Origin of the sequence: Trinickia sp. (assembly GCF_051953405.1) — a bacterium.
In the GTDB taxonomy this organism is placed as follows: domain Bacteria; phylum Pseudomonadota; class Gammaproteobacteria; order Burkholderiales; family Burkholderiaceae; genus Trinickia.
In genome coordinates this window covers 1-24418 of record NZ_JBQCIV010000121.1, presented here as the reverse complement: position 1 = coordinate 24418, position 24418 = coordinate 1, and the positions used below count along the sequence as shown (strand labels likewise).

At 66.0% G+C, this 24418-nt stretch carries 17 protein-coding genes and 1 pseudogene; 10 read left to right on the top strand and 8 right to left on the bottom strand.

Features of this window, described 5'->3' with window-relative positions; genetic code table 11:
• Positions 1-7 precede the first annotated feature (7 nt).
• The 7 genes and pseudogenes from ACTHN9_RS20850 to ACTHN9_RS20820 all read right to left on the bottom strand — a co-directional run bounded on the left by ACTHN9_RS20850 (position 8) and on the right by ACTHN9_RS20820 (position 9424).
• A complete protein-coding gene (locus ACTHN9_RS20850; RefSeq protein WP_440538751.1) occupies positions 8-1477 on the bottom strand; it encodes a TolC family protein in 1470 nt (489 codons plus the stop codon).
• A gap of 7 nt (positions 1478-1484) precedes the next feature.
• Positions 1485-3458: a MacB family efflux pump subunit gene (locus ACTHN9_RS20845; protein ID WP_440538673.1), complete on the bottom strand. Its 1974-nt coding sequence runs from the start codon at positions 3456-3458 to the stop codon at positions 1485-1487.
• 3 nt (positions 3459-3461) lie between these two features.
• Positions 3462-4655: an efflux RND transporter periplasmic adaptor subunit gene (locus ACTHN9_RS20840; RefSeq protein ID WP_440538750.1), complete on the bottom strand. Its 1194-nt coding sequence runs from the start codon at positions 4653-4655 to the stop codon at positions 3462-3464.
• 243 nt (positions 4656-4898) lie between these two features.
• Positions 4899-5501, bottom strand: coding sequence for a hypothetical protein (locus ACTHN9_RS20835; RefSeq protein ID WP_440538672.1), 603 nt, complete (start codon positions 5499-5501; stop codon positions 4899-4901).
• A gap of 145 nt (positions 5502-5646) precedes the next feature.
• Positions 5647-6279, bottom strand: coding sequence for a bifunctional nicotinamidase/pyrazinamidase (gene pncA, locus ACTHN9_RS20830; RefSeq protein WP_440538749.1), 633 nt, complete (start codon positions 6277-6279; stop codon positions 5647-5649).
• Between the two features lie 54 nt (positions 6280-6333).
• Positions 6334-7632, bottom strand: a pseudogene (locus tag ACTHN9_RS20825) (3-hydroxyacyl-CoA dehydrogenase NAD-binding domain-containing protein); the annotation flags it as partial.
• Between the two features lie 124 nt (positions 7633-7756).
• Positions 7757-9424: a 3-(methylthio)propionyl-CoA ligase gene (locus tag ACTHN9_RS20820; RefSeq protein ID WP_440538671.1), complete on the bottom strand. Its 1668-nt coding sequence runs from the start codon at positions 9422-9424 to the stop codon at positions 7757-7759.
• A 141-nt stretch (positions 9425-9565) separates the two neighbouring features.
• Between ACTHN9_RS20820 and ACTHN9_RS20815 the strand changes: the two genes are divergently transcribed.
• The 5 genes from ACTHN9_RS20815 (at position 9566) to ACTHN9_RS20795 (ending at position 13691) form a co-directional block, all read left to right on the top strand.
• Complete coding sequence (locus ACTHN9_RS20815) at positions 9566-11122, top strand: protein adenylyltransferase SelO (RefSeq protein WP_440538670.1); 1557 nt, start codon at positions 9566-9568, stop codon at positions 11120-11122.
• A gap of 262 nt (positions 11123-11384) precedes the next feature.
• Positions 11385-11837, top strand: coding sequence for a peptide-methionine (R)-S-oxide reductase MsrB (msrB, locus tag ACTHN9_RS20810; protein ID WP_440538669.1), 453 nt, complete (start codon positions 11385-11387; stop codon positions 11835-11837).
• Between the two features lie 90 nt (positions 11838-11927).
• Positions 11928-12458 carry a septation protein A gene (locus tag ACTHN9_RS20805; RefSeq protein WP_440538668.1) on the top strand — a complete coding sequence of 177 codons (531 nt, stop codon included), beginning with the start codon at positions 11928-11930 and terminating at the stop codon, positions 12456-12458.
• Between the two features lie 3 nt (positions 12459-12461).
• Positions 12462-12779 carry a BolA family protein gene (locus tag ACTHN9_RS20800; RefSeq protein WP_440538667.1) on the top strand — a complete coding sequence of 106 codons (318 nt, stop codon included), beginning with the start codon at positions 12462-12464 and terminating at the stop codon, positions 12777-12779.
• A 132-nt stretch (positions 12780-12911) separates the two neighbouring features.
• The gene (locus ACTHN9_RS20795) at positions 12912-13691 is read left to right on the top strand and encodes a peptidylprolyl isomerase (RefSeq protein WP_440538666.1); all 780 of its coding nucleotides are present in this window, start codon (positions 12912-12914) and stop codon (positions 13689-13691) included.
• 150 nt (positions 13692-13841) lie between these two features.
• On the opposite strand, the gene purL is transcribed toward ACTHN9_RS20795, so the two are convergent.
• Positions 13842-17921: a phosphoribosylformylglycinamidine synthase gene (gene purL / locus ACTHN9_RS20790; protein WP_440538665.1), complete on the bottom strand. Its 4080-nt coding sequence runs from the start codon at positions 17919-17921 to the stop codon at positions 13842-13844.
• A 430-nt stretch (positions 17922-18351) separates the two neighbouring features.
• On the opposite strand from purL, the gene ACTHN9_RS20785 reads away from it, so the two are divergent.
• From ACTHN9_RS20785 to ACTHN9_RS20765, 5 genes are all read left to right on the top strand, one after another.
• Positions 18352-19641, top strand: coding sequence for an FAD-dependent oxidoreductase (locus ACTHN9_RS20785; protein ID WP_440538664.1), 1290 nt, complete (start codon positions 18352-18354; stop codon positions 19639-19641).
• Positions 19642-19789: 148 nt separating this feature from the next.
• Positions 19790-21418: an NAD(P)H-hydrate dehydratase gene (locus tag ACTHN9_RS20780; protein WP_440538748.1), complete on the top strand. Its 1629-nt coding sequence runs from the start codon at positions 19790-19792 to the stop codon at positions 21416-21418.
• Positions 21419-21639: 221 nt separating this feature from the next.
• Positions 21640-22560: a sulfotransferase family protein gene (locus ACTHN9_RS20775; protein WP_440538663.1), complete on the top strand. Its 921-nt coding sequence runs from the start codon at positions 21640-21642 to the stop codon at positions 22558-22560.
• A gap of 111 nt (positions 22561-22671) precedes the next feature.
• Positions 22672-23235, top strand: coding sequence for an adenylyl-sulfate kinase (gene cysC / locus ACTHN9_RS20770; RefSeq protein WP_440538662.1), 564 nt, complete (start codon positions 22672-22674; stop codon positions 23233-23235).
• Positions 23222-24418, top strand: a 1197-nt coding sequence (locus ACTHN9_RS20765) for an amino acid adenylation domain-containing protein (RefSeq protein ID WP_440538661.1), incomplete at its 3' end; no start/stop codon positions are given. The genes cysC and ACTHN9_RS20765, both read left to right, overlap by 14 nt.

Sequence of the window (24418 nt, the reverse complement as noted above, 5' to 3'; positions counted from 1 at the left end):
CAGCGCGCTAACCGCCTCCGAGCGCGAGGAACAGATCGATGCGGTTTTCGAGTCGCGCCAGTCGGTTCGTCACGCGATCGAGCTGGGCCGAGCGCTGCGCACGCTGCGCATCGAGCCATGGCGCCGCATCGGTGGCGCCCCATTCGAAACGCGTGCGCGCCAACCGTGCGGCGAGCGCGGCGTCATCCAACGCGTGCGCGCGGTGCTCGGCCTCGGCGTCGAGTTGCGCCTTGCCGGCCAGTGCGGTCTCGACGTCGGCCAATGCGCCGTAGAGCGTCTGACGGAAGTCGACCGTGGCTTCCTCGAATTCGTTTTCCGATAGCGCCGCCTTCAGCCGCACGGCGTTCCACTGAATGAACGGCAGCGCGATTGCCGCACCGATGGACGCCACGGGGTTCTGCAGCGTGCGGATGAGCATCTCGCTGCGGGTGCCTAGCTCAGCCGTCAGCGAGAGGTCGGGATACATCGCGGCACGTGCGAAGTCGACGTTCGCCAAGCGCGCTCGCAACCGCGATTGCGCTGCCCGCACGTCCGGCCGGCGCGCCAGCACCCGCGCCGGCAGCCCCGCGCGAACCGCCGGTATCCGAGCGCCGGATACGCCTTGCGGTTCCGCGCCGCTCGCTTCGGGCGGCCGGTTCAACAGCCGTGTCAGCGCGTTACGCTTCGCTTGGCGCTCGATCCGCCAATTGGCTTGCTCCGCTCGCAGCGCGGCGAGTTGCTGGCGCGCTTGCGCGGCATCGACCGGCGTGGCGGCGCCCGCCGCAACGCGAGCTTGAACCAGGTCCACCGTGCGCCCTGCGTCGGCAATCGACGCGTCGCCCAATGCGATCGCTTCGTTCAAGTAGCCGATGCGCCAATAGAGCTTCGCGGTTGTCCCGATCAAAAGAAGCGCGGCGGCCTCGCGCTCGGCGCTAGTGGCCTGCGTGCGCCAAGCGGCTTCGTCTCTCCGGGCCGCAAGTTTGCCCCACAAGTCGACCTCGAACGACAACGTGGCATCGACACCGGTCGATACGCGCGCACGATCGGCATCGAACGCTCGGGCAGCATCGGCAGCGGCCGTCAGGCTCGCTTGCGGCCCCGTTCGGGCACCGACCAGCCCCGCCTCCAACTGTGCCCGACGAACACGAATCGCCGCCACAGCCAGGTCTGCATTGTTCCTCAACGCTGTCTCCACGAGTGCGTTTAACGCACCGTCGTTAAACGCATGCCACCACGGAGCGGCAGGCGCATCGAACGAAGGCGCGAGGGCGGCTTCGTCCGGCGCGGCGTCGGATTGTTCCGAGCGCGGCGACCCTAGGACCTCGCCATCCGACTCGGGCGCTGTCACCCACCGTGCCGGGATTTCCGGCGAAGGCAGCGCCGCATGCCGCGCCGACGAGACGCAGCCCGTTAGCGATGTCGTCAATGCCGCCGCTATTGCGGCCACCGCGGGCGTCGCGACCGCGCGCGAGAAACGAATAAATGGATTCAACACGATCTCCGGTTCAATCGCGTGCCAGCGCTTCGACTGGATCGAGACGTGCCGCATTGCGAGCCGGGATGAATCCGAACGCGACACCGATCGCCGTCGAACAGGCCACCGCGAAGACGACCGACCCCATTGAAAACACCATGCTCCATTGATGAACGAACGCCGAAAACACGGCACCGGCGCCGAACGACAACGCGATGCCGATCGCGCCGCCCATGAGGCAGACTAGGACGGCTTCGACGAGAAACTGCAGCATCACGTCTGCCCGCCGAGCGCCGACGGCCATCCGAATGCCGATTTCGCGCGTGCGCTCCGTGACGGAGACGAGCATGATGTTCATCACGCCGATGCCGCCGACGATGAGCGAGACTACCGCGACCAACGAAAGCAGCAGCGTGAGCGCTCGGCCTGTCGAGCGGACCGTTTTAACGACGCTGTCCATGTTGTATGTGAAAAAGTCCTTTCGGCCGTGGCGGCGCGTCAGCAATTCGACGATGCCGCGTTCGGCGGCCTCGCCCGGCTGCCCTGCCTTGATCCGCACGGTAATGCCATCGAGCCGGCGCCCGCCGAATAGTCTCGCGCCGGCCGTGGTGTACGGCACCCAGACCGACAAGTCCGACATGCCGCCGCCCCATCGGGTGTCCTTTTCGGCGGCGACACCGATCACGATGCACGGTACGTTGCCCACGAGGATCGTTTGTCCGATCGGATCCGTGTGCGCCCCGAACAGCTTGCGACGCGCATTGGCATCGAGCACGGCAACCTGCGCGTGGCGACGGACGGCGTCGGCGTCGAACGCGATGCCCTGCGCCAAGGTCACGCCGCGCACTTGAAAAAAGCGTTCGCCCACGCCGCTCACCGCCGCCCGCACGTCGACGTTGCCGTGCCGGACCGTGGCCGAGCGGTAGACGCCCGGGGTGACGCTATCGACATAAGGCTCGTTCACGAGCGCCTGTACATCGGCCGCAACGAGCGTCTTGATTTGGTCGGCGTCGCTGTCGCCCCAGTCTCGGCCGGGGTAAATGTCGATGGTATTGGTTCCCATCGCGCTGATTTCATCGAGCATGTAGCGCTTCGCGCCTTCGCCGATGGCGACGATCGACACGACCGCCATGATGCCGATAACGATCCCGAGCATCGTCAGCCCGGTGCGCAGCCGATGCGCCAACAACGCCGCCCAGGCGCTTGCGAGCGCTTGCATCGCTTGGGCCCATGCTCGCGCAAGACGGTGCGACGACATGGCGGCCGCGCGTGCCGTCGCATACGACGCCCCGCCGGCGGCGGGCCGATCCGATCGCTGGATTCGAAGGCGATCGCCGACAATCGCGCCGTCTCGCATCTCGACGATGCGATCGGCGTGCGCGGCCACATGCTCGTCGTGCGTGACAAGCACGACCGTGCGCCCTGCCGCGTGCAGTTCGCCGAGAATGCGCATGACTTCGCGCCCGCTATGGCTGTCGAGCGCCCCCGTGGGCTCGTCGGCCAAGATCACGTCGGCGTCGTTCATCAATGCACGCGCGATACTGACGCGCTGCTGCTGCCCACCGGAAAGCTGGTTCGGGCGATGCCCCGCCCGCTCGGCCAAACCGAGTTGCGCGAGCAGCGTGTGCGCGCGCGGGACGCGAGCGGGCTTGGCGATACCCGCATAAATGGAAGGCACTTGGACGTTGTCGAGCGCACTGAGATGCGGCAGCAAGTGATAGCGCTGGAAAACGAAGCCGAAGCGTTCGCGCCGCAGCCGCGCGAGCGCATCGGGCGGCAACTCGCCGACATCGACGCCGCTCACGCGAAAACGGCCCGCGCTCGGACGATCGAGGCAACCGAGCACGTTCATCAAGGTCGATTTTCCCGACCCGGACGCGCCCATGATCGCCACGAATTCCCCCGTCTCGATCGTCAGATCGATATCGCGAAGCACTTCGATCTCTTTGTCGCCACAGCGGTAGCGGCGCGATACGCCTTCGAGCGCCAACAGCGGTTCGCTCATCGATCACACCTCCACGCGCGTCTTGTTCGCGTCCCCGTCGGCCGCCCCTTCGCCGACGATCACGCGCTCGCCCTCGCGCAAACCCGACAGCACTTGTGCTTTGACTTGGTTGTTCATCCCCACGCGCACTTGGCGCGATTGAACCTGGCCTTTGTCGGCCAGCACGCGCACCGCAAACGTGCCGTCGGCGGACTTCGCCCCGAGCGCGGACGACGGCACGACGAGTGTCCCCTTCGCCGTACCCTGGACGATCGAGACTTGCGCGGTCATCGAAATGCGAAGGCGATGCCCCGGATTCGGCACTTCGAACAACGCGTTATAAAACACCGCAGCCCCGCCTCGCGACGAGCCGCCCCCGGAGATCCCCGCGCCCGCCCCTGACGGATCGGTGAATTCGGGCGGCGCCGGCTCGATCGCGCGGACCTTGCCTTCGTAATGCGTATCGGGATCGCCGAGCACGGTGAAATGGACGCGCTGCCCCGGAACGACGCGCAGCACGTCGGCTTCGGAGACCTGCGCCTTGACGGTCATCGTGTCGAGATCGGCCAATTTGAGGATGACCGGGGCTTGCTGCTCGGCGATGACCGTTTGACCCTGGCGCGTGACGATAGCGACGACTTCGCCCGACATCGGCGCGAGGATGCGCGTGTATCCGGCGTTGGCTCGCGCCTTGTCGACTTCGATGCGAGCACGTTTCCAGTTCGCTTCGATATCGTCGAGATTGGCGCGTTCGATGTCCCAATCCGCCTGCGCTCGCTCGAGCGCATCGCGAGACGTCGCCTCTCGTTCCCAAAGCTGCCGCTCGCGCGCCGCCACGAGCGACGCACGCCGCAAGCGCGCCTGCGTCGCGGCGCGTTGCGCACGAAGCGACTGTTCTTGCGCCTGTGCTTGCCCCAGCGCGTGGTCGAGCAAGGTGGGATCGATCTCGGCGAGCAGTTGCCCCTGCTTCACCTGATCGCCGAGCGCCACTTTCAATGCCTTGATCTGCCCCGAGACTTGCGCGCCGACATCGACCTGGCGATGCGCATAGAGCGTTCCGGCCGCCAGAACGGCATCTTCGAGATCGGCACGCTCGACGCGCGCGGTGAGATAGGGAGGCGTCTCGCCCGCCCCGAAGTAACGGTACCCGGCAATCGCGCCCGTCAATGCGAGGACCGCGCTCGTGCCGGCCAGCAGCCGGCGATATCGTTGTTTGATCATGCGTGGGTAGGTGCCGCAGCCAGCGGACATCGCTCCGCCCATTCCTCCGCAACGGCAGGCTGCGGGTGACAGGCGATGAACGACGGTGAAGTGCGCGGCGCCGTGCCCATGGGCCAAGCGCCGCGGATCGAGCGAGGAACTGTAATCGTCTCGAAAATGGCGAGAGACGACGATGTTGTTACCGATTGTTAATGAGAGACGAGCCGAGTCGACGCGCGCTGCAGGGGCTTCAAGACAGGCCTAACGCGCCGCGATACGATCCTCGGCGAATTTGAAGAAGAACCAGGTGCGCCGCGGGTTGCCGTTCGCATCTTGGCTATAGACGGCGAGCGCGCCGTCTTGCGCGGTGCGCCCCGCGTTCAAATGCGTCTCGTGAATACCTTTGCCGTTCGGGCCGCCATCGTCGAATACGAAGCCGTACACGGCAACGAAGGTCGATTGCGCGAGAGCGGCTCGCAGTTGCTGATAGATGCGCACGGAATCGACAGGCTCGAACATGGCGTCGCTCAGGCCGATTCCCGCATAACTCAACGAAGCCGGAAATAGGCCGTATTGCGGCGATCCGAACGGCTCGTCGGGCGTCACGCCGGTGGGATCGAGCGGCTCGGCACCCGCGTACATGTCGATCGGCTGGCCGTTGCTCGATTGAATGTTGACGTCCACCTGGTACCGGACGCCGTTGCCTGTATCGACGTAGAACTGCCAGTGCTCGCCGTCGCGGCCGGTGATTTCGTGCTCGGTGGCGAGGATGGCGGTGCCGACCACCGCGCCATAGCGCTCGGGCGTTTTGGCGGAGGTGAAATCGCGCCGCTCGACATATCGATGTTCGGTGAAATAGTTCACGGGGTGGATCCTCCTGAGGGGGGCGGACGAAGGTCGCGGCGCAGTGGGCGTCGCGACGGTCCTGCGCTTGGACAACAAACCGCCCGCCAAGCTCCCGCGAATCGGCTGCGTCGCGCCGAACTCGGTCGCACGGATCGCGCGCCCGCTAGCCCTGAGCCAAAACCTCTGCGGCGTTCATCGTCAAAACGTCCGCCGCATCGAGCTGCGCGCGTGCCCGTTCGAGCGAGCCGTCGAGATCGATCGCCCTACACGCGTCCTCGATCACGACCACATCGAAGCCGGCCGCACGCGCATCGAGCGCCGACCATGCCACGCAGCAGTCGGTGGCGAGTCCGCAGCACCACACTCGCGTCACGCCATGTTCGCGCAAGTAGCCCGTGAGCCCCGTGCCGGTGCGTCGATCGGCTTCCACGAATGCCGAGTAACTGTCGACCTCGCGCCGGCAGCCTTTGCGAATCACGAGCCGCGCATGCGCTGCCTCGAGCCCGGCGTGCAACGCCGCGCCGCTTGTGTCCTGCACGCAATGGACGGGCCACAGCACCTGCTCGCCGTAGGGCAGCGCGATCGTCTCGAACGGCTGCCGGCCCGCATGATTGGCGGCGAACGAAAGGTGCTCGCGCGGATGCCAATCTTGCGTCAACACCACATGCTCGAACGCGGCAGCCAGCCGGTTGACGACAGGTACGATTTCGTCGCCTCGCGGCACCGCCAGGGCGCCGCCGGGCATGAAATCGTTTTGCACGTCCACCACCAGCAGGACGTCGTGGGGGCCCTTCATCATCGTTCGCCTCGCTTCGTTCGGCCTGCACGCAACGTGCATCGGCCGGCTCGATTATTCGGTAAAGCGTCGCCCGGCTTGCGCCAATTCGACGAGCCGCGGCGCGATTTCCCACCCATCGCCGTTCGCTTGGGAGGCATATCGGCGAATGGCCTGCGCAACGCGGGCGAGCCCCACCGTATCCGCGTAGTACATCGGGCCGCCGCGTGCTGCCGGGAAGCCATAGCCGTTCAGATAGACGACGTCGATGTCCGACGCCTTCGCCGCAATGCCCTCGGCCAGAATATTCGCGCCTTCGTTGACGAGCGAGTAGACCAGCCGTTCGACAATCTCGTCGTCATCGACGCGGCGCCGCACACACCCGATGCTCGCCGAATGCGCCACGATCATGTCGGTGACGACGCGTGACACGTGCGGCTCGCGCTGGCCGCTTTCATAGTCGTACCAGCCGGCGCCCGTCTTTTGGCCGAACCGGCCCGCTTCGCAGAGGCGATCGGCCACGCGCGGGTAATGCAACGACGGCCGTTCGACATAGCGCCGCTTGCGGATCGCCCAGCTGATGTCGTTGCCGGCCAGGTCGCTCATTCTGAACGGCCCCATCGCAAAGCCGAAACGCTCGATGGCCCCGTCGATTTGTTCGGGCAGCGCCCCCTTTTCCAGCATGAACAACGCCTGCCGGAAGTATTGCTCGATCATGCGGTTACCGATGAAGCCGTCGCACACGCCGGATACGACGGCTGTTTTGCCGATCGTCTTGGCTACCTGCATGACGGTGGCGAGCACATCGTGCGCGGTCGCTTCGCCGCGTACGACTTCGAGCAGCTTCATCACATTGGCCGGGCTGAAGAAATGCAAGCCGACGACGTCCGGCGCACGCTTCGTGAAACCGGCGATGCGGTTCAAGTCGAGCGTGGAGGTGTTCGAAGCGAGAATCGCCCCCGGTTTGGCGAGCGCGTCGATGCGATGAAACACCGCTTCTTTCACGCTCATCTCTTCGAATACGGCTTCGATGACGAGGTCGGCATCGACGATCGCCTCATAGGCGAGCGTCGGCGCGAGGCGAGCCAGGCGCACATCGCGCTCGGCCTCGGTCAGCTTACCCTTTCCGATGGAGATGTCGTAGTTGCGCCGGATCGTGGCGAGGCCGCGCTCGAGCGCTTGCGCATTCGTTTCGACGAGCGTGACGGGAATCGCCGCCTTGATGAAGTTCATCGCGATACCGCCGCCCATCGTGCCGGCACCGATCACGGCCACGCGGGCGATTGGACGCAGCGGCGTGTCGGGCGGCACGTCCGCGATGTCGCCCGCCTTGCGCGTGGCGTCGCGCACATACTGCGACGCGTGGCTCTCAGGTATGTGCTGGTCTACCATCGGCGTGCCTCCTATTAGGCGAATTAGCCGCGAACCTCGTGCTCGTGCATCCGTATCCGGTCGGCAAGCGCGACGGGCACGATGGGCGCGATGCGATGGGCGGGCCTCAAGCCGATGAGGCACCCTCGCCCGCCGTCGGCAGGACATGATCGCGAAACAGCTCGCGCAGCTTAAGCTTCAGCAGCTTGCCGGTCGCCGTATGCGGCAGTTCGTCGACGAACACCACATCGTCGGGAACCCACCATTTGGCTACCTTGCCTTCGTAGAACGCGAGCAGCGCCTCGCGCGTCACCGTGGCACCCGGCCGTTTGACCACGACGAGCAACGGCCGTTCGTCCCATTTCGGATGACGGCAAGCGATACACGCCGCCTCGGCCACCGCGGGATGCGCGACGGCGACGTTTTCGAGTTCGCTCGAGCTGATCCATTCGCCGCCCGACTTGATGACGTCCTTGCTGCGGTCGGTGATCTGCAAGAAGCCGTCCCGATCGATGGTGGCCACATCGCCCGTCGGGAACCAGCCGTCGACGAGCGGCGAACCCTCGTCCCGCGATTCGTCGCCCGAAAAGTACCGGTCGATGACCCAAGGCCCGCGCACGTGCAGATCCCCGAATGCGACGCCGTCGCGCGGCAGCTCGCGCCCATCTTGGCCGACGATCTTCATGTCGATTCCGCAAATGACCGTGCCTTGCTTTTGCAACAGGTGACGGCGTTCGCCGAGCGGGCGCTGCGATTGCTCCCAATTGAGCCGAGCCAGCGTGCCGAGCGGCGACATTTCCGTCATGCCCCAGGCATGAATGACGCGCACGCCGTACTCGTCTTCGAATGTTTCCAGCATCGACGGCGGGCAGCACGAGCCGCCGATGACCGTCCGCTCGAGCGATGAGAACCGCGCGCCGATCGATTTCACATGGGCCAGCAGGCTCATCCATACCGTCGGCACGCCGGCGGAGAACGTCACCCGCTCGGCTTGCATGAGTTCGAACAACGATTGGCCGTCGAGGTCTTTACCCGGAAACACGAGTTTGGCGCCCGCGAGCGGCGCGGCGTGCGGGATGCCCCACGCGTTGACATGGAACATCGGCACGACGGGAAGAACCGAATCGTGCGCGGAAAAGCCCATCGCATCGGGCAACGCCGCGCCCATCGCATGTAAATAGACAGAGCGGTGCGAATAGAGAGCGCCCTTCGGATGCCCCGTCGTGCCCGAGGTGTAGCAAAGGTAGGAGGCGAGCCGTTCGTCGAGCACGGGCCACTCGAAATCGCCGTCTTGCGCGCGCACCAATGCCTCGTAGCCGAGCAGCGGCGCATCGAGCGCGGGGACATCGGCTTCGTCGGCCAGCGCGATCCAGGCTTTCACATTCGGGCATTGCGGCGCGAGCGTGGCGACGAGCGGCGCGAACGTCGTATCGAACAAGACGTAGCGGTCGTCGGCGTGATTGACGATGTAGGCAATCTGCTCGGGAAAGAGCCGCGGATTGATCGTGTGGCAGACGGCGCCGAAGCCGGTCGTCCCGTAATACGCTTCGAGATGCCGATAGCCGTTCCATGCGAGCGTACCGATACGATCTCCGGGTACGACGCCGAGGTGGATCAACGCTTGCGCGAGCTGCTTCGCGCGTCGCTCGCAGTCGCGGTAGGTGTAGCGATGAATGTCGCCTTCGATCCGACGCGACACGATCTCCGTATCCGCCGCGTATCGGGCCGCGTGCGTGAGCAGCGTCGACACGTTCAGCGGCACGTCCATCATTCGACCCAGCAACGGCTTTGGCATAACGGCGGTCTCCTCGCCCAATGTGGGGACGGCCGGCGCCCGGCAGGCACGGCCCGTCTCGTGTTCGCGCGGGGATGAGGCCGCGCTCAGCGCGCCGCGAAGCGGCGTCTTACAATATCGGGTAACTTTGAGGCCCTCAATATGTCGTTTTCCCCAGGCGTCGCCGAACGTTCCGCCCGTATTTCGTCGTTGACCGACGCGCTGTCCGCCCCCCGCCAAAAGAGCTTCGGCGGCCTAGGCAGCGCCTTCTATACCCGCCTGCCGGCCGCCCCGCTGCCCGCGCCCTATGTCGTTGGCTTCAGCGTCGACGCGGCCCGCATGCTCGGGCTCGATCCCGCGATCGTATCGGAGCCGGGATTCGCCGAGTTGTTCGCTGGTAACGCCACTCGCGAGTGGCCGAGCGAGGCGTTGCCGTACGCGTCTGTCTATTCCGGGCACCAATTCGGCGTCTGGGCGGGACAGCTCGGCGACGGCCGCGCGCTATCGCTCGGCGAACTCGAGCACGGCTCGGCGCGTTTCGAGTTGCAGCTCAAAGGCAGCGGGCGCACGCCCTACTCGCGCATGGGCGACGGCCGTGCGGTCCTGCGTTCGTCTATTCGCGAATTTCTCTGTTCCGAAGCGATGCACCATCTGGGCATTCCCACAACTCGCGCCTTGACCGTCGTCGGCTCAGACCAGAGCGTGCGCCGCGAAGAGATCGAGACCGCTGCCGTCGTGACGCGTGTGGCGCCGAGCTTCGTGCGCTTCGGGCACTTCGAGCACTTTTACGCGGCGGATCGACCGGCCGAACTGCGCGCGCTGGCCGAGCACGTCATCGAGCGCTTTTATCCGAGCTGCCGCGAAGCCGACGATCCGTATCTCGCCCTGCTCGACATCGTGGTCGAACGCACGGCGCAGCTCGTCGCGCAATGGCAAGCGGTGGGTTTTTGCCATGGCGTGATGAATACCGACAACATGTCGATTCTCGGGCTCACGATCGATTACGGCCCGTTCGGTTTCGTCGACGGTTTCGATGCCGGGCACATCTGCAATCATTCCGATACGCAAGGCCGTTACGCCTATCGGATGCAACCGCAGATTGCGTACTGGAATTGCTTTTGTCTCGCGCAGGCACTGCTGCCGCTCTTCGGCGAACGCTACGACGAAGCGACGCGTGCCGAACGCGCGGTCGCCGACGCGCAAGGCGTGCTCGAACGCTTCAAGGGCCACTTCGGCCCGGCGCTCGAAGCTCGCTTCCAAGCCAAGCTCGGCCTGGGCGAGCTGCGTGAGGGCGATGCGGCGCTGGCCGACCGCTTGCTCGCACTCATGCACGCGAGCCGCGCCGATTTCACGTTGACGTTCCGGGGCCTCGCGAGCGTATCCAAGCAAGACGCGAGCGGCGACGCGGCGGTGCGCGACCTGTTCCTCGATTTGCCGGGCATCGACGGCTGGCTGGCCGATTATCGCGCCCGCCTTGCCGCCGAACCGATCGACGATGCCGCGCGCCGTGCCGCGATGAACCGCGTCAATCCGAAATTCGTGCTGCGCAACCATCTCGCCGAGACGGCGATACGGCACGCCAAGGAGAAGGATTTCTCCGAGGTCGAACGGCTCGCTAGCGTGCTGCGCCGCCCGTTCGACGAACAACCCGAGCACGAATCCTACGCGGCGCTACCGCCCGATTGGGCCGGCACGCTCGAGGTCAGTTGCTCGTCGTGACCCGCGCGCCGTCCTCGTTGGCCCCGTCGGCTCGTGCTATCGGTTCGTCCGATTCGTCCGATTCTATCGGTTCGACTCGTGCTTTCGTGCCGTGCATCCGATCGGTCGATCGAGACGTATCGAGCATGACGGGTCGTGGGTCAGCCAGTCCGGCCTGCATGCGTGCGGCGAGCAACGAGACGCCTCGCACGCCTTGCCGATCGCAACCGACGCCAATCAACCGGCGCGCCGCAAGCCGCGCCGCTTCACGGAGACGCATGACATGAACGAACGCACCACCGGTTTGCCCGATTCTTCCGATTCCTCCGATGCTTCGCGCGAGACCTACGAGGTTAAAAAAAGCGACGAAGCTTGGCGCGAACAGCTATCCGACATCGAATACCAGGTCACCCGCCACGCCGCGACCGAACGTCCCTTCACCGGGCGCTACTGGGATCATTGGGAAGGCGGTATTTACGATTGCGTCTGCTGCGGCACACCGCTGTTCGAATCGTCGACCAAATTCGACGCCGGCTGCGGTTGGCCGAGCTATTTCAAGCCGATCGACGGCGAAGTGATCGAAGAGAAGACCGACCGCTCGCACGGCATGCTGCGCATCGAAGTGCGCTGCAAGCAGTGCGGCGCGCATCTGGGGCACGTCTTCGAGGACGGTCCCGCGCCGACGGGCCTACGCTACTGCATCAATTCGGCTGCGCTACAATTCGAGCCCAAGTAAGCACTCGGTCGCCGCCTGGCGCGGCGACCGAAGAGCCTTACCGCGCCAGGCGCGCCCCGCCTATCGACGCTTTCGGACTCTTCGGCCTTCATGAAATTTCTTTTCGATCTGTTCCCGATCATTCTGTTTTTCGTTGCATTCAAGCTATGGGGCATCTTCACGGCCACGGCCGTCGCCATCGCAGCGACGCTCGTGCAGGTTGCGTGGGTGGCCTTTCGCCATCGGAAGGTCGATCCGATGCTGTGGGTCAGCTTGGGCGTCATCGTCGTATTCGGCGGGGCCACGCTCGTGCTGCACAACCAAAAATTCATCCAATGGAAGCCCACGGCGTTGTACTGGCTGTTCGCCGTCGGCCTGATGGTGGCTCGCTACGGGTTCCGCAAGAACGTGATCGAATCGATGATGGGCAAGCAACTGACGTTGCCGCACGCCATTTGGGACAAGCTCAACGTCGCATGGGCGCTGTTCTTCGTCGCGCTCGGCATCGCGAATCTCTATGTCGTCGGAAACTTTACCGAGGCGCAGTGGGTCAACTTCAAGCTATTTGGAACGACGGGCGCGATGGTCGTCTTCATCGTCGTGCAAAGCCTGTGGCTGGCGAAGTATATGAAGGAAGAGTGAGCGATGAGCGATTCCTTCGATTTTTTCGATGCATCCCCCGATGCGCGCATCGCCTTCATCGAGTCGAGGCTCGCCTCGGCGCTCGCACCGCAGTCCATCGCGGTGCGCGACGATAGCGCGCAGCATGCGGGCCATGCGGGCGCCGCCGCGGGCGGCCACTATACGGTCACGATCGTGGCAGGTGCGTTCGCGGGCAAGCCACGCGTGGCGCGGCATCGCCTAGTGTATGATGCGCTGGCCGACGTGATGCAACGTGGGATCCATGCGCTGGCGATCGTCGCCTACACGCCCGAGGAATTCGCTCGGCTGCCTGGCGCTTGAATTTCGCATCGTCGCCGACGTCTCCAAAGGTTGAACCTCGAGTGCCCTTGCCGTTCCGATAATCTCGCCAAACGGCAAGTCGGGCGCGCCGACTGAACCGATCCACTTCGACAGGAACGCTAGGAACTTCCGATGATCCATAAAATGCCCCGTCTTTGGGTGATGCTGGCCGCATTCGCGGCTGCCCCGGCCTTCGCGCAGAACATCGCCGTCGTCAACGGTACGGCCATTCCGAAATCGCGTGCCGATGCGCTCGTCGCCCAGCTCGTCAAGCAGGGCCAGCAAGATTCGCCGCAACTGCACCAAGCCGTGAAGGACGAACTCATCAACCGCGAAATCTTGATGCAAGAAGCGGTGCGTGAAGGCATCCCGAACCGCGCGGACGTGAAGGCGCAGATCGCGGTAGCGCAGCAAAGCGTCGTGCTGCATGCGCTGATCGAAGACTACGCGAACAAGAGCAAGCCGACCGACGCCGAAGTGAAGGCGCGTTACGACGAACTCGTCAAGCAAGCGGGCGGTAAGGAATACCACCTGCACCACATCCTCGTCGACAACGAGCAGCAAGCGAAGGATCTGATCGCGAAGATCAAGGCCGGCGCGAAGTTCGAGGATCTGGCTAAGCAGTACTCGAAGGATCCGGGATCGGGCAAGAACGGCGGCGACCTGGACTGGGCGAACCCGCACACCTACGTGCCCGAATTCGCCGCAGCCGCCGAGAAGCTGCAAAAAGGCCAGATGACGGACACGCCGGTGCATACGCAATTCGGCTGGCACATCATCCGTGTCGACGACATCCGCAACATCGCGCCGCCGCCGCTCGAACAAGTGAAAGCGCAGATCGTCCAGCAGATCCAGCAGGAAAAGGTGCAAGCGTTCGAACAAAGCTTGCGCGCGAAGGCCAAGATTCAGTAAAGCCCGCCCGGCGCCGCTCGGCGCTGGCTCGGCAATCGACTGGCTTCGAACCGAATAACAATGCCGCCCTCGGGCGGCATTGTCGTTTCTAGGCTAAGCGATTAAGTGATAAGCCGGCTTATCGGCTTATCGGCTTACGGGCTTGTGGGCTTACCCCAGCCAGCGCCGTGCATTGCGGAACACGCGCATCCACGGGCTCGCCTCACCCCAGCCTTCGGGGTGCCAGCTCATCGTGACGGTGCGATGCACGCGCTCCATGTGCGGCATGAGCACCGAGAAGCGGCCGTCGGGCGTGGTCACCGACGTAATCCCGGCCGGCGAGCCGTTCGGGTTGAACGGATAGCGCTCCGTCGCTTCGCCGTGGTGATCGACATAGCGCATGGACACCGCCACGCGCGAGGCGTCGCCCTGCTGCGAGAAATCGGCATAGCCTTCGCCGTGCGCAATCGCCACCGGAATGCGCGAGCCCTCCATGCCGGCGAAGAAGATCGACGGCGAGGATTCGATACGCACGAACGAGAAGCGGGCCTCGAACTTTTCCGACTTGTTACGCGTGAACTTCGGCCACGCATCGGCGCCGGGAATCATCGACGCCAAGCTGCTCATCATCTGGCAGCCGTTGCAGATGCCAAGCGCGAACGTATCGGCGCGGCCGAAGAACGCCGCGAACATATCGGCGAGCTGCGGGTTGAAACGGATCGTCTTGGCCCAGCCCTCTCCGGCCCCGAGCACGTCGCCGTACGAGAAGCCGCCGCACGCCACGGCGCCTTTGAAGTCCGCCAGCGTCGCGCGGCCCGCCAGCAAATCGCTCATATGGACGTCGTAGGCCTCGAAGCCCGCCCGATCGAAGGCGTAAGCCGTTTCCAGATGCGAGTTCACGCCCTGCTCGCGCAAGATCGCCACGCGAGGACGCGCACCCACGTTCAAGAACGGCGCGGCGACATCCTCGTTCGGATCGAACGTCAGATGCGGCGAAATGCCAGGATCTTGCGCGTCGAGCAACATGTCGTACTCGGCGTCGGCGCAAGCCGGGTTGTCGCGCAGGCGCGCGATACGCCAGCTCACCTCGCTCCAGGCGCGCTGCAGCTCCGCGCGCGGGGCCTCGTAGATCTTCTTCGCATCGCGATAGATCTCGACGACGTCGCGCTCGTTGAGCTTGCCGATAACGTGCGAGCACGCACCGAGGCCGTGCTCGCGCAGCGCGCCGAGCACCGTGTCGCGCTCGGCCGCGCGCACTTGGACCACCGCGCCCAGTTCTTCCGAAAACAGCGCCCGCAACGTGCGGTCGTCGCGGCGGCCGCTCGTTTGCTTGGCCCAGTCTTTCGCATCGCCGTAATCCGACTCATGTGCGGCGTCGAGCGCGAGCATATCGACGTTCAGCGAGACGCCCACGCGGCCCGCGAACGCCATCTCGCAAACGGTCGCCCACAGCCCGCCGTCCGAGCGGTCGTGGTAGGCCAGCAACTGCCCCGCTGCATTGAGCGCTTGGATCGCCGCGAAAAAGCGCTTCAGATCTTCCGGATCGTCGACGTCCGGCACGCTGTCGCCGACCTGCTGCGTGACTTGCGCGAGGATGCTGCCGCCGAGACGATGCTTGCCGCGGCCGAGGTCGATCGCGATCAGCACCGAATCGCCGGCTTCTTCGTGGCGGCGCAGTTGGGGCGTCAAATGCCGACGCACGTCTTCGACGGGCGCAAACGCGGAAATGATCAGCGAAACGGGTGCAACGACTTCCTTAGCCACGCCGCGCTCGTCCCACTTCGTCTTCATCGACAAGGAGTCTTTGCCGACCGGGATGCTGATGCCCAGCGCCGGACACAGCTCCATGCCGATCGCCTTGACCGTGTCGAACAGCGCCGCGTCCTCGCCGGCCGTGCCGCAGGCGGCCATCCAGTTCGCCGACAACTTCAGCTTGTCGAGCGAGGCGATCGGTGCGCTGGCGATGTTCGTGATTGCTTCGCCCACCGCCATGCGGCCCGATGCCGGCGCATCGATCACGGCGAGCGGCGTACGCTCGGCCATCGTCATCGCTTCGCCGCGGAAACCGGCGTAATCGGCGGCCGTGATCGCGCAGTCGGCCACCGGCACTTGCCACGGGCCGACGAGCTGGTCGCGAACGCTCGTGCCGCCCACGGAGCGGTCGCCGATCGTGATCAGGAACGATTTGCTCGCCACCGTCGGATGCTTGAGCACCGACACAGCGACCTCCGATAGCGACAGCCCCGTGACGTCGACGCTCGCGCGTTCGGCCGATACGCGCTCGACGTTGCGGTGCATGCGCGGCGGCTTGCCGAGCAGCACGTCCATCGGCATGTCCACCGGATAGGCCGCCTCGCCTTCGGCGTGCGCATCGATCAATTGAAGCTGGCGCTCTTGCGTCGCCACGCCCACGACGGCAACCGGGCAACGTTCGCGCGAGCAGATCGCCTCGAACGCCGGCAAATCGGCCGGGGCGATCGCCAGCACGTAGCGCTCTTGCGCTTCGTTCGACCAGATCTCGCGCGGGGAGAGCCCGCTTTCCTCGAGCTGGACTTGGCGCAATTCGAAGCGCGCGCCTTTATTGGCACCGTCGACGAGTTCGGGGAAGGCATTCGACAGACCGCCCGCGCCGACGTCGTGAATGCTCAGAATCGGGTTCTTCTCGCCGAGCTGCCAGCACGCGTTGACGACTTCCTGCGCGCGCCGCTCGATCTCCGGGTTACCCCGCTGCACCGAGTCGAAATCGAGTTCGGCCGTGTTCGCCCCCGTCGCCATCGAGCTGGCCGCGCCGCCGCCCATGCCGATGCGCATGCCGGGGCCGCCGATTTGGATCAGCAGCGTGCCGGCCGGCAGATCGTGCTTGTGCGTGTGCGCATCGGAGATATTGCCGATGCCGCCCGCGATCATGATCGGCTTGTGATAGCCGCGCACTTGTCCGCCGACGTTTTGCTCGTAGACGCGGAAATAGCCGCCCAGGTTCGGCCGGCCGAATTCGTTGTTGAACGCGGCGCCGCCGAGCGGGCCGTCGATCATGATTTGCAGCGGCGAAGCGATCCGGTCCGGACGGCCGTAGGGGCCATACGGCTCGTTCGGGTTGCGCAGGGACACGGGCTGAGCCGCGTCGCGCGCGTTTTCCCAAGGCTGCACGGCGCCGGGCAGTTCGAGGTTCGACACCGTGAAGCCTGTCAGGCCCGCCTTGGGACGCGCCCCGCGGCCCGTCGCGCCTTCGTCGCGGATTTCGCCGCCCGCTCCCGTGGCCGCGCCGGCGAACGGCGAAATCGCTGTCGGGTGGTTATGCGTTTCCACCTTCATCAGCGTGTGCGTGAGTTCGACGTGACGGCCGTAGCGTTCATCGAGCGCGCCGCTCTCGCCCGCTTGGGCCTGGCGCGGGAACCACCGCTCCGCCGGGCCGCCTTCCATGATCGCGGAGTTGTCCGAATAGGCGACGATCGTGCCTTGCGGATGCAACTTCTCGGTGTTCTTGATCATTTGGAACAGCGAGACGTCTTGCGGCTGGCCGTCGATCGTCCACTGCGCGTTGAAGATCTTATGGCGGCAGTGCTCGCTGTTCGCCTGCGCGAACATCATGAGTTCGACGTCGGTCGGATTGCGGCCGAGCTTCGTGAACGCATCGACGAGGTAGTCGATTTCGTCATCGGCCAGGGCCAATCCGAGTTCGCCGTTCGCGCGCTCGAGCGCCGCGCGGCCATGTGCGCGTACGTCGACGCTCGCCAGCGGCTTGGCCGGCAATTCGTCGAACAAATGCAACGCCTCGTCGCGCGAGGCCACGACGCTTTCGGTCATCCGATCGTGCAGCGCGGCGGCGACGAGCGCACGCGTTTGCTCGGAGAGTACCTTTTTGGCGCCCAGCAAGCCCGTCAGCCCCGTTTTCAGCGTGACCGTGAATTCGATGCCGCGCTCGATGCGCCGCAGATGCGCGAGCCCGCAGTGATGGGCGATGTCGGTCGCCTTGCTCGCCCAGGGCGAGACGGTGCCGATGCGCGGCACCACCAGGAACGTTTCTTGGGCGCCGCGCGCCTCGCCGGCCGCGAACGGCTCACCGTAGTGCAACAGCGCTTCGATGCGCTCGTTATCCTGCGCCGAGAGCGGGGTGAGCGCATTGACGAAGTGCAGGTACTGGCCACGCACGCCGACGATGTTGGCGTCGATGCGGGCAAGCGTTTCGAGCAGGCGGGTTTGACGGAAGTCGGAAAGCGCCGAAGCACCGGGGAAGCACGAGAAGTGGGCCATGAAAGGACGTAGGCGTCGATGAGTCGCGCATCGCGCGGTTCGCGCGCGCATGCCACGACGTGAGGCGAAAGGAAGACCGAGATTATACCCGGAACTCGGTCCCCGATAGGCGCCCACGCCGGTTCTCGTGCGCGGCACGAGTCAGCCTCGATGAATCGGCCTCGATCAATCGGCCTTGCGGCCATCCGGGCCGAGGCGCCCGGCGCGGGGTCTCGATTTTGCACATTTTCGCAATCCATCCGGATCCGTTTGGCGCTATCATGCGCGGTTTGCCTCGCCGGTGCGGCGTCGCGCCGGCAAACGAGCGGCAAGCGGAGCGCGGCGGCCTGAGCCGTTGCGCGCGGCACTCGGGCAGCACTCGGCACGGCGCTTGCCGCGTCACGCGCCGTGGCTGTTCGCAGTGCATCGTCTGGCCTCACCACGCAAATTCATGGATGTCATCGTCATCGGCGGCGGAATCGTCGGCGTCGCCACCGCCTACCAGCTTCGTGCTGCCGGCCACCGCGTGTGCGTTGTCGAACGCCACGCGACGGTCGCGCAAGGCGCGACCTACGGCCATGGCGGCATCGTGCTGCCGACGCCGCTCGACGCCTGGTTCGGTCCCACGTTCCTCGGCACCCGCCGTGGCATCGTCTATCGGCCGGGCCTGAATTCGAGCGCGCGCCGCTTTGCCCGGCAGCTCGCCGCGCTGCAGGCGCCCGACGCCTTTCGCGCGCAATGGCAGCGGCTGCGCCCGCTCGTCGATCTCTCGCGTGAAACGATCGCATCGATCGAAGCCGGGTTCCATCTGGAATTCGAGCAGCGCGAAGGCGTGCTGCACGTGACGCGCGATCCGCGCGAATGGGGCCAGGCGCAAGCGGCGCTCGACCTGCTCGGTGAATTCGAGATGCAGCACAACGTGCTGTCGTCGGCCGAATGCGCCGAGGCCGAGCGCTCGATCCCCACGGATCCCGCGTTTGCGGGCGGGGTCTTGTTCCCGCAGGAGCGCACAGCGAACTGCCCGCTGTTCACGAAGCTCGTCAAACAGGCGCTCGACGAGCAAGGCGGCGTCCAATTCCTGTTCGGGCGCGCCGTCGAGGCGATCCGACTCGAAAACCAGCGCGCGGCCGTCGAGCTGGCGCCCGTGGAAGGCGAACGCAAGAGCGCGCGCGAAGTCGACGTCGTCTCATGCGATGCGATCGTCGTCGCGGCCGGCGCCGGCAGCCTGCCGCTGCTCGAACGACTGGGCTTGACGCTGCCGCTGCACCCGATTCGCATGCTATCGCTGACAGCGCCGATCGCGTACGAGGAATGCGCACCGCATCTGACCGTGGTCGATTCGGTGCGGCGCATTTCGATGACGCGCATGAACCAGCGTATTCGCGTGGCGGGGGCGGCCGTGCTGCAACCGGAGCGCGAGTTGGCCAAACCGCTGGCCGAGCCGGTGGTGGAGGCGGGCACGGCCCTCTTGGCGCAATCGACGCACGATTGGATTCCCGGCGCGGCGAAAATTTCGGCCGCTCACGCCTGGGAAGGACGGCGCTTGCTCTCGCCCGACGGCTTGCCCGTGGTAGGCAATGCCGTGCACCCGCGGCTGTTCGTCAATTGCGGGCACGGCCCCGCCGGTTGGGGGCTCGCCTGCGGCTCTGCTAAAGTGATCGCGGATCTGATCTCGGGCGAGACGCCGAGCGTGCCGCCCGATACGCTGTCCGCGTTGCGCGCCGAGCGCTTCTCGAGCTGAGTTCAGTCGCTCGGCGAAAGCGGGCTACCGTGCATCGAGCGCCGTCGAGCGGCGAAAGGCCGCGCCGCGCTTGTGCGCCATCGGCGTGCTTCAGGCGTCAGGTCCAGTGGTTCCCGACTGCTCGAGATGGCCCTTGAAAGCGCTCGCTATGACCGATACCGCCTCCTCGCCCTCCCCTGCGCCGCTGCTCGTCTCGCCGGCAGATCGGCCCTTGCCGCTGTTCACCGTTGCGCAGTTGCGCAGGCTCGAAGCAATCGGCGCCGCCGGTTTGCCGGAGCACACGCTGATGGCTCGCGCGGGTGCCGCATGTGCGCAGTATCTCGTCGAGCGGGCGGCCCACGACGGCTCGCTCGGCGCACATCCCGTCTGGATCGCCGCGGGGCCCGGCAACAATGGCGGCGACGCGCTCGTTGCCGCCGCCCGCCTTAGGCAAGCCGGCATTGCCGTCGAAATCTGCATGCCGATCGAGGCCAAGTCCGACGACGCACGCTGGGCGCTTTCCGAAGCGCGCGCCGCGGGCGTGCCGATCTCGCATGTGCCGCCGGCGTCGCTCGACGGCTACGGGTGGATCGTCGACGGCCTATTCGGCATCGGGTTGGCTCGACCGCTCGAAGGGATTTTTGCCGAGTTGGCGCAGCGCATGAGCCGGCGCGCGGACACCCACGGACGCGTACTCGCGCTCGACGTTCCGAGCGGGCTCGACAGCGATACCGGCAATGTCGTGCAAGGCGGTGCGGCGGTGCGTGCCACCGACACCGTGACGTTCCTCGGCGCCAAGCCGGGCCTTTATATGACGCACGGTCGCGACTTGGCCGGCAGTGTCGCGGTCGCGCCGCTCGGGGTCGATCTGCCCGTTGCGCACGACGTTGTTCGGCTCAATGCGCCATCCCTGTTTGCCGGGCACTTCCCGCAGCGCTCGTTCGCCTCGCATAAGGGGACCTTCGGCAGCCTGGCGGTGGTCGGCGGCGATACGGGCATGTGCGGGGCACCGATCCTAGCGGCGCGCGCGGCCTTGCAAACGGGCGCGGGCAAGGTCCACGTCGCCTTCATCGGCGAAGGCGCACCGCCCTACGATCCGCCCTTCCCCGAACTCATGCTGCATCCGCCCGGCACGCTCGGATTCGGCCTGGAGGCCATGGATGCGCTGGCGATCGGGTGCGGCATGGGGCATGGGCCGCGCGCCGTGTCGTCGCTAGAGCAGGCGCTCGCATCCGAACTCCCCCTGCTGCTCGATGCCGATGCGCTCAACTTGCTCGCTCGCGAGACGTCGCTAGCCGATGCGCTTGCCGCACGCGGCGCATCGCGCGCCGACGGCAACGGCGAGCCCGAACTCGAGACCGTCGGCGTAGCCCGTACCTGTGTCTTGACACCGCATCCCCTGGAAGCGGCCCGGCTGATGGGGTGCGACGCCGCCCGCGTGCAGCGCGAGCGCATCGGCACGGCCCGCGCGTTGGCGGCGCGCTTTTGTGCGGTAGTCGTGCTGAAAGGCGCCGGTACGGTCATTGCTTCGCCCGATGGGCGCGCGGCCGTCAATCCGACGGGCAATGCGGCGCTCGCGACAGGCGGCACGGGCGATGTGCTCGGCGGCATCGTCGGCGCACTGTTGGCCGAGCGCCTGCCGAGCTACGAGGCCGCTTTGGCCGGCGTTTACTTGCATGGCTGGGCTGCCGACACGTTGACTGCCTGCGGTCGCGGCCCGGCAGGGCTGACCGCCGGCGAATTGGCGCCCGTCGTACGCGATTTGCTCAATCGCCTCATCTACCCCCACGCGTCATAGTTAGGCCCATCGATCGACGGTCGCGCAACGCTCGGGCCGGCGGTCGTTTCGCCGGCGGCGACGAAGTTGCGCTGCCGTCGCCCGGTCGCTCGCGGCAAACGCGAGAAGCTTAGGGCAACCCTCATCGGGCGCACCGATCCAATGGAAATTGGCGCAAAGACGCTGATCCGGGCCTGACGCACGGATCAACCGTCGATCTGCCATTCACGCGATGCCTAACTATGAAGTTTCACTTTATCGCCGGCTTGCCGCGCTCCGGCTCGACATTGCTCGCTGCGTTGCTGCGGCAAAACCCGCGATTCCACGCGAGGATGAGCAGCCCGCTGTCGCGCATCGTGGGCGCGACGCTCGCCGAAATGGCGGGCGAGGATGCGCCGCTCGTTTCCGCGGATAAGCGGCGCTGCGTGCTGCGCGGCCTGTTCGACAGCTATTACGCGGAAGAAGGACGGACCCGGGAAGTCATCTTCGACACCAACCGGGGGTGGGGCACGCGGCTGCCGCTGCTGACGGAACTGTTCGGCGAAGTCAAGATGATCTGCATGGTGCGCGACGTCGCAAGCGTGATGGACAGTTTCGAGATTCTCGTGCGCCGCAACGCCTTGGAGAGATCGGCCCTGTTTCTCGATGAGCAAGAACGGGCAACCGTCTACTCGCGTGCCGAAGCCTTGCTGTTACCGCACCGGACGATCGGCTATGCCCTGGCTTCGCTCAAGGAAGCGTTCTACGGCGAGTACGCGCGCTCGTTGCTGGTCGTCGACTATGACCATCTCGTCCGCGCCCCGGCGCAAACCCTGCAGGTCATCTATCGGTTCCTCGGGGAACCGGCCTTCGACCATCGTCTCGATAGCCTTCAATACGACGAGCCCGGTTTCGATGCGGGCATCGCGACGCCTGGCTTGCATCGCGTCAAACCGTCGGTGCAGGCCGCCGCTCGTCGAACCGTGCTGCCCCCGGATTTGCACGACCGGCTCGCACGAATGAACTTCTGGCGCCAACCCGGCTATAGCGAAGCCAGCGTCCTCGTGGGCCCAGGCGGCGGTACGACCGGCGACCGCCACGATATGGCGCCGCTCGCGATCGGGTCCGCCGCGCAAGACGTCGACCGCGATACGAGCGACGTCGAAGCGGCCGACTTGGCCTGAATCGATTGGCCAGTTCCGGCCAGCGATCGATCGCCCTATCCAGCCAGCACGCCACCCAACATGTGCGCATCTAAACCAGACATTACAAGCATTCGGAATTGCGCCGAACCCGTGGCCGCGACTGCCTGGCGGCCCTTCACGATCTGGCTGACAGGGCTCTCCGGGGCCGGCAAGTCGACCGTGGCCGAGCAACTCGAGCGCCGCTTGCGAGAGCAGGACCGTGCCTGTTACGTGCTCGACGGCGATGTCCTGCGCAACGGCCTGAGCCGCGATCTCGGCTTCGACCGTGCGGACCGCAGCGAGCAGGTTCGCCGGGTGGCTTACGTCGCGCGGATGTTGAACGAGGCCGGCGTGATCGCAATCGTCGCCCTCGTCTCGCCCTACCGGGCCGATCGGGCGTTGGCTCGCGAAATCATCGCAGCCGATGCCATGCACGAAGTCTGGGTTTCGACGCCGTTGCACGTCTGCCAGGCGCGAGATCCCAAAGGCCTCTATCGGCGGGCAAGCGCCGGGCAGGTGCCGGCGATGACCGGTGTGACGGATCCTTACGAGCCGCCGCTCGAGGGAGCGTTGCAGATCGACACGGCCGGCCACGACGCGATGGCATGCGCCGATCGCATCCTCGATGCAATCGCCGTTTCGGGTCACGGGGGCATTTCCGATGACCGGTGCTAAGGAGCCGCTGCTCGAGCCAGGTTCCGACGAGGCGGGGCCGCAACCGATACCGGAGCGGTCGATCGCCGCGCTGTTCGAGCAGCGCGTAGCGCAGCAGCCGGATGCCGTCGCGCTCGTGTTCGGCGAGCAATGTCTCACGTACGCTCAGCTCAATGCCCGCGCCAACCAGCTCGCGCACCATTTGCTCGGCCTCGGCGTGCAGCCAGAAGATCGCATCGCCGTCGCCTTGCACCGATGCATCGAGCTGCCCATCGCCATGCTCGCCATCTTCAAGGCCGGCGCCGTCTATCTGCCCGTCGATCCGAACTACCCCGCCGAGCGCATCGCGCTCATGCTCGACGATGCCCAGCCCAAGTTGCTGCTGTGCACGGAGGCCTCCCGCGCCGGCCTGCCTCTTTCGCCCGCCCGGCTGCCGTGCATCGCACTCGATCGGCTCGCCACGCAGCATCTGCAGCACCTGCCCGTTCGCGATCCCGGCTTGGCCATCGCGCCCGCGCACGCGGCTTATCTGATCTATACCTCCGGCTCCACCGGGCGGCCCAAGGGCGTGATCGTGACCCACCGCGGCGTGCCGCACTTGGTCGCCACCCACATGCGCCGCTGCCAGCTCGGTCCCGGCTGCCGCGTCTTGCAATTCGCTTCGCCCAGCTTCGATGCCGCCCTCTCCGAGCTGCTGCGCCCGCTGTTGTCCGGCGCCACCTCGGTCATGGCCAGCGCCGACGAACTCGTGCCCGGCACGCCTTTGGCCGCCCTGCTCGCGCGCGAGCGCATCACTCATCTGACCCTGCCGCCTGCCGTGCTCGCCGTCATGCCCGAAGAGAGCCTGGCCGGCGTGCGTTATCTGATCGTCGCCGGCGAAGCCGTCTCGCCCGCACTGGTCGAGCGCTGGCATCGCGGCCGCTGCATGATCAACGCCTACGGCCCCACCGAGGCCACCGTACTCGCGTCGATGAGCGCACCCATGGCCGGCGCCCACGCGCTATCCATCGGCACGCCCATCGACAACACGCAAATCCATCTGCTCGATGCGCGGCTTAAGCCTGTGCCGATCGGCACGCCCGGCGAAATCTGCATCGGCGGCGCGGGCGTGGCGCGCGGCTACCTGAATCGGCCCGCGCTCACGGCCGAGCGCTTCGTAGCCGATCCGTTCGGCCCTGCCGGCGCGCGCCTGTATCGCTCGGGC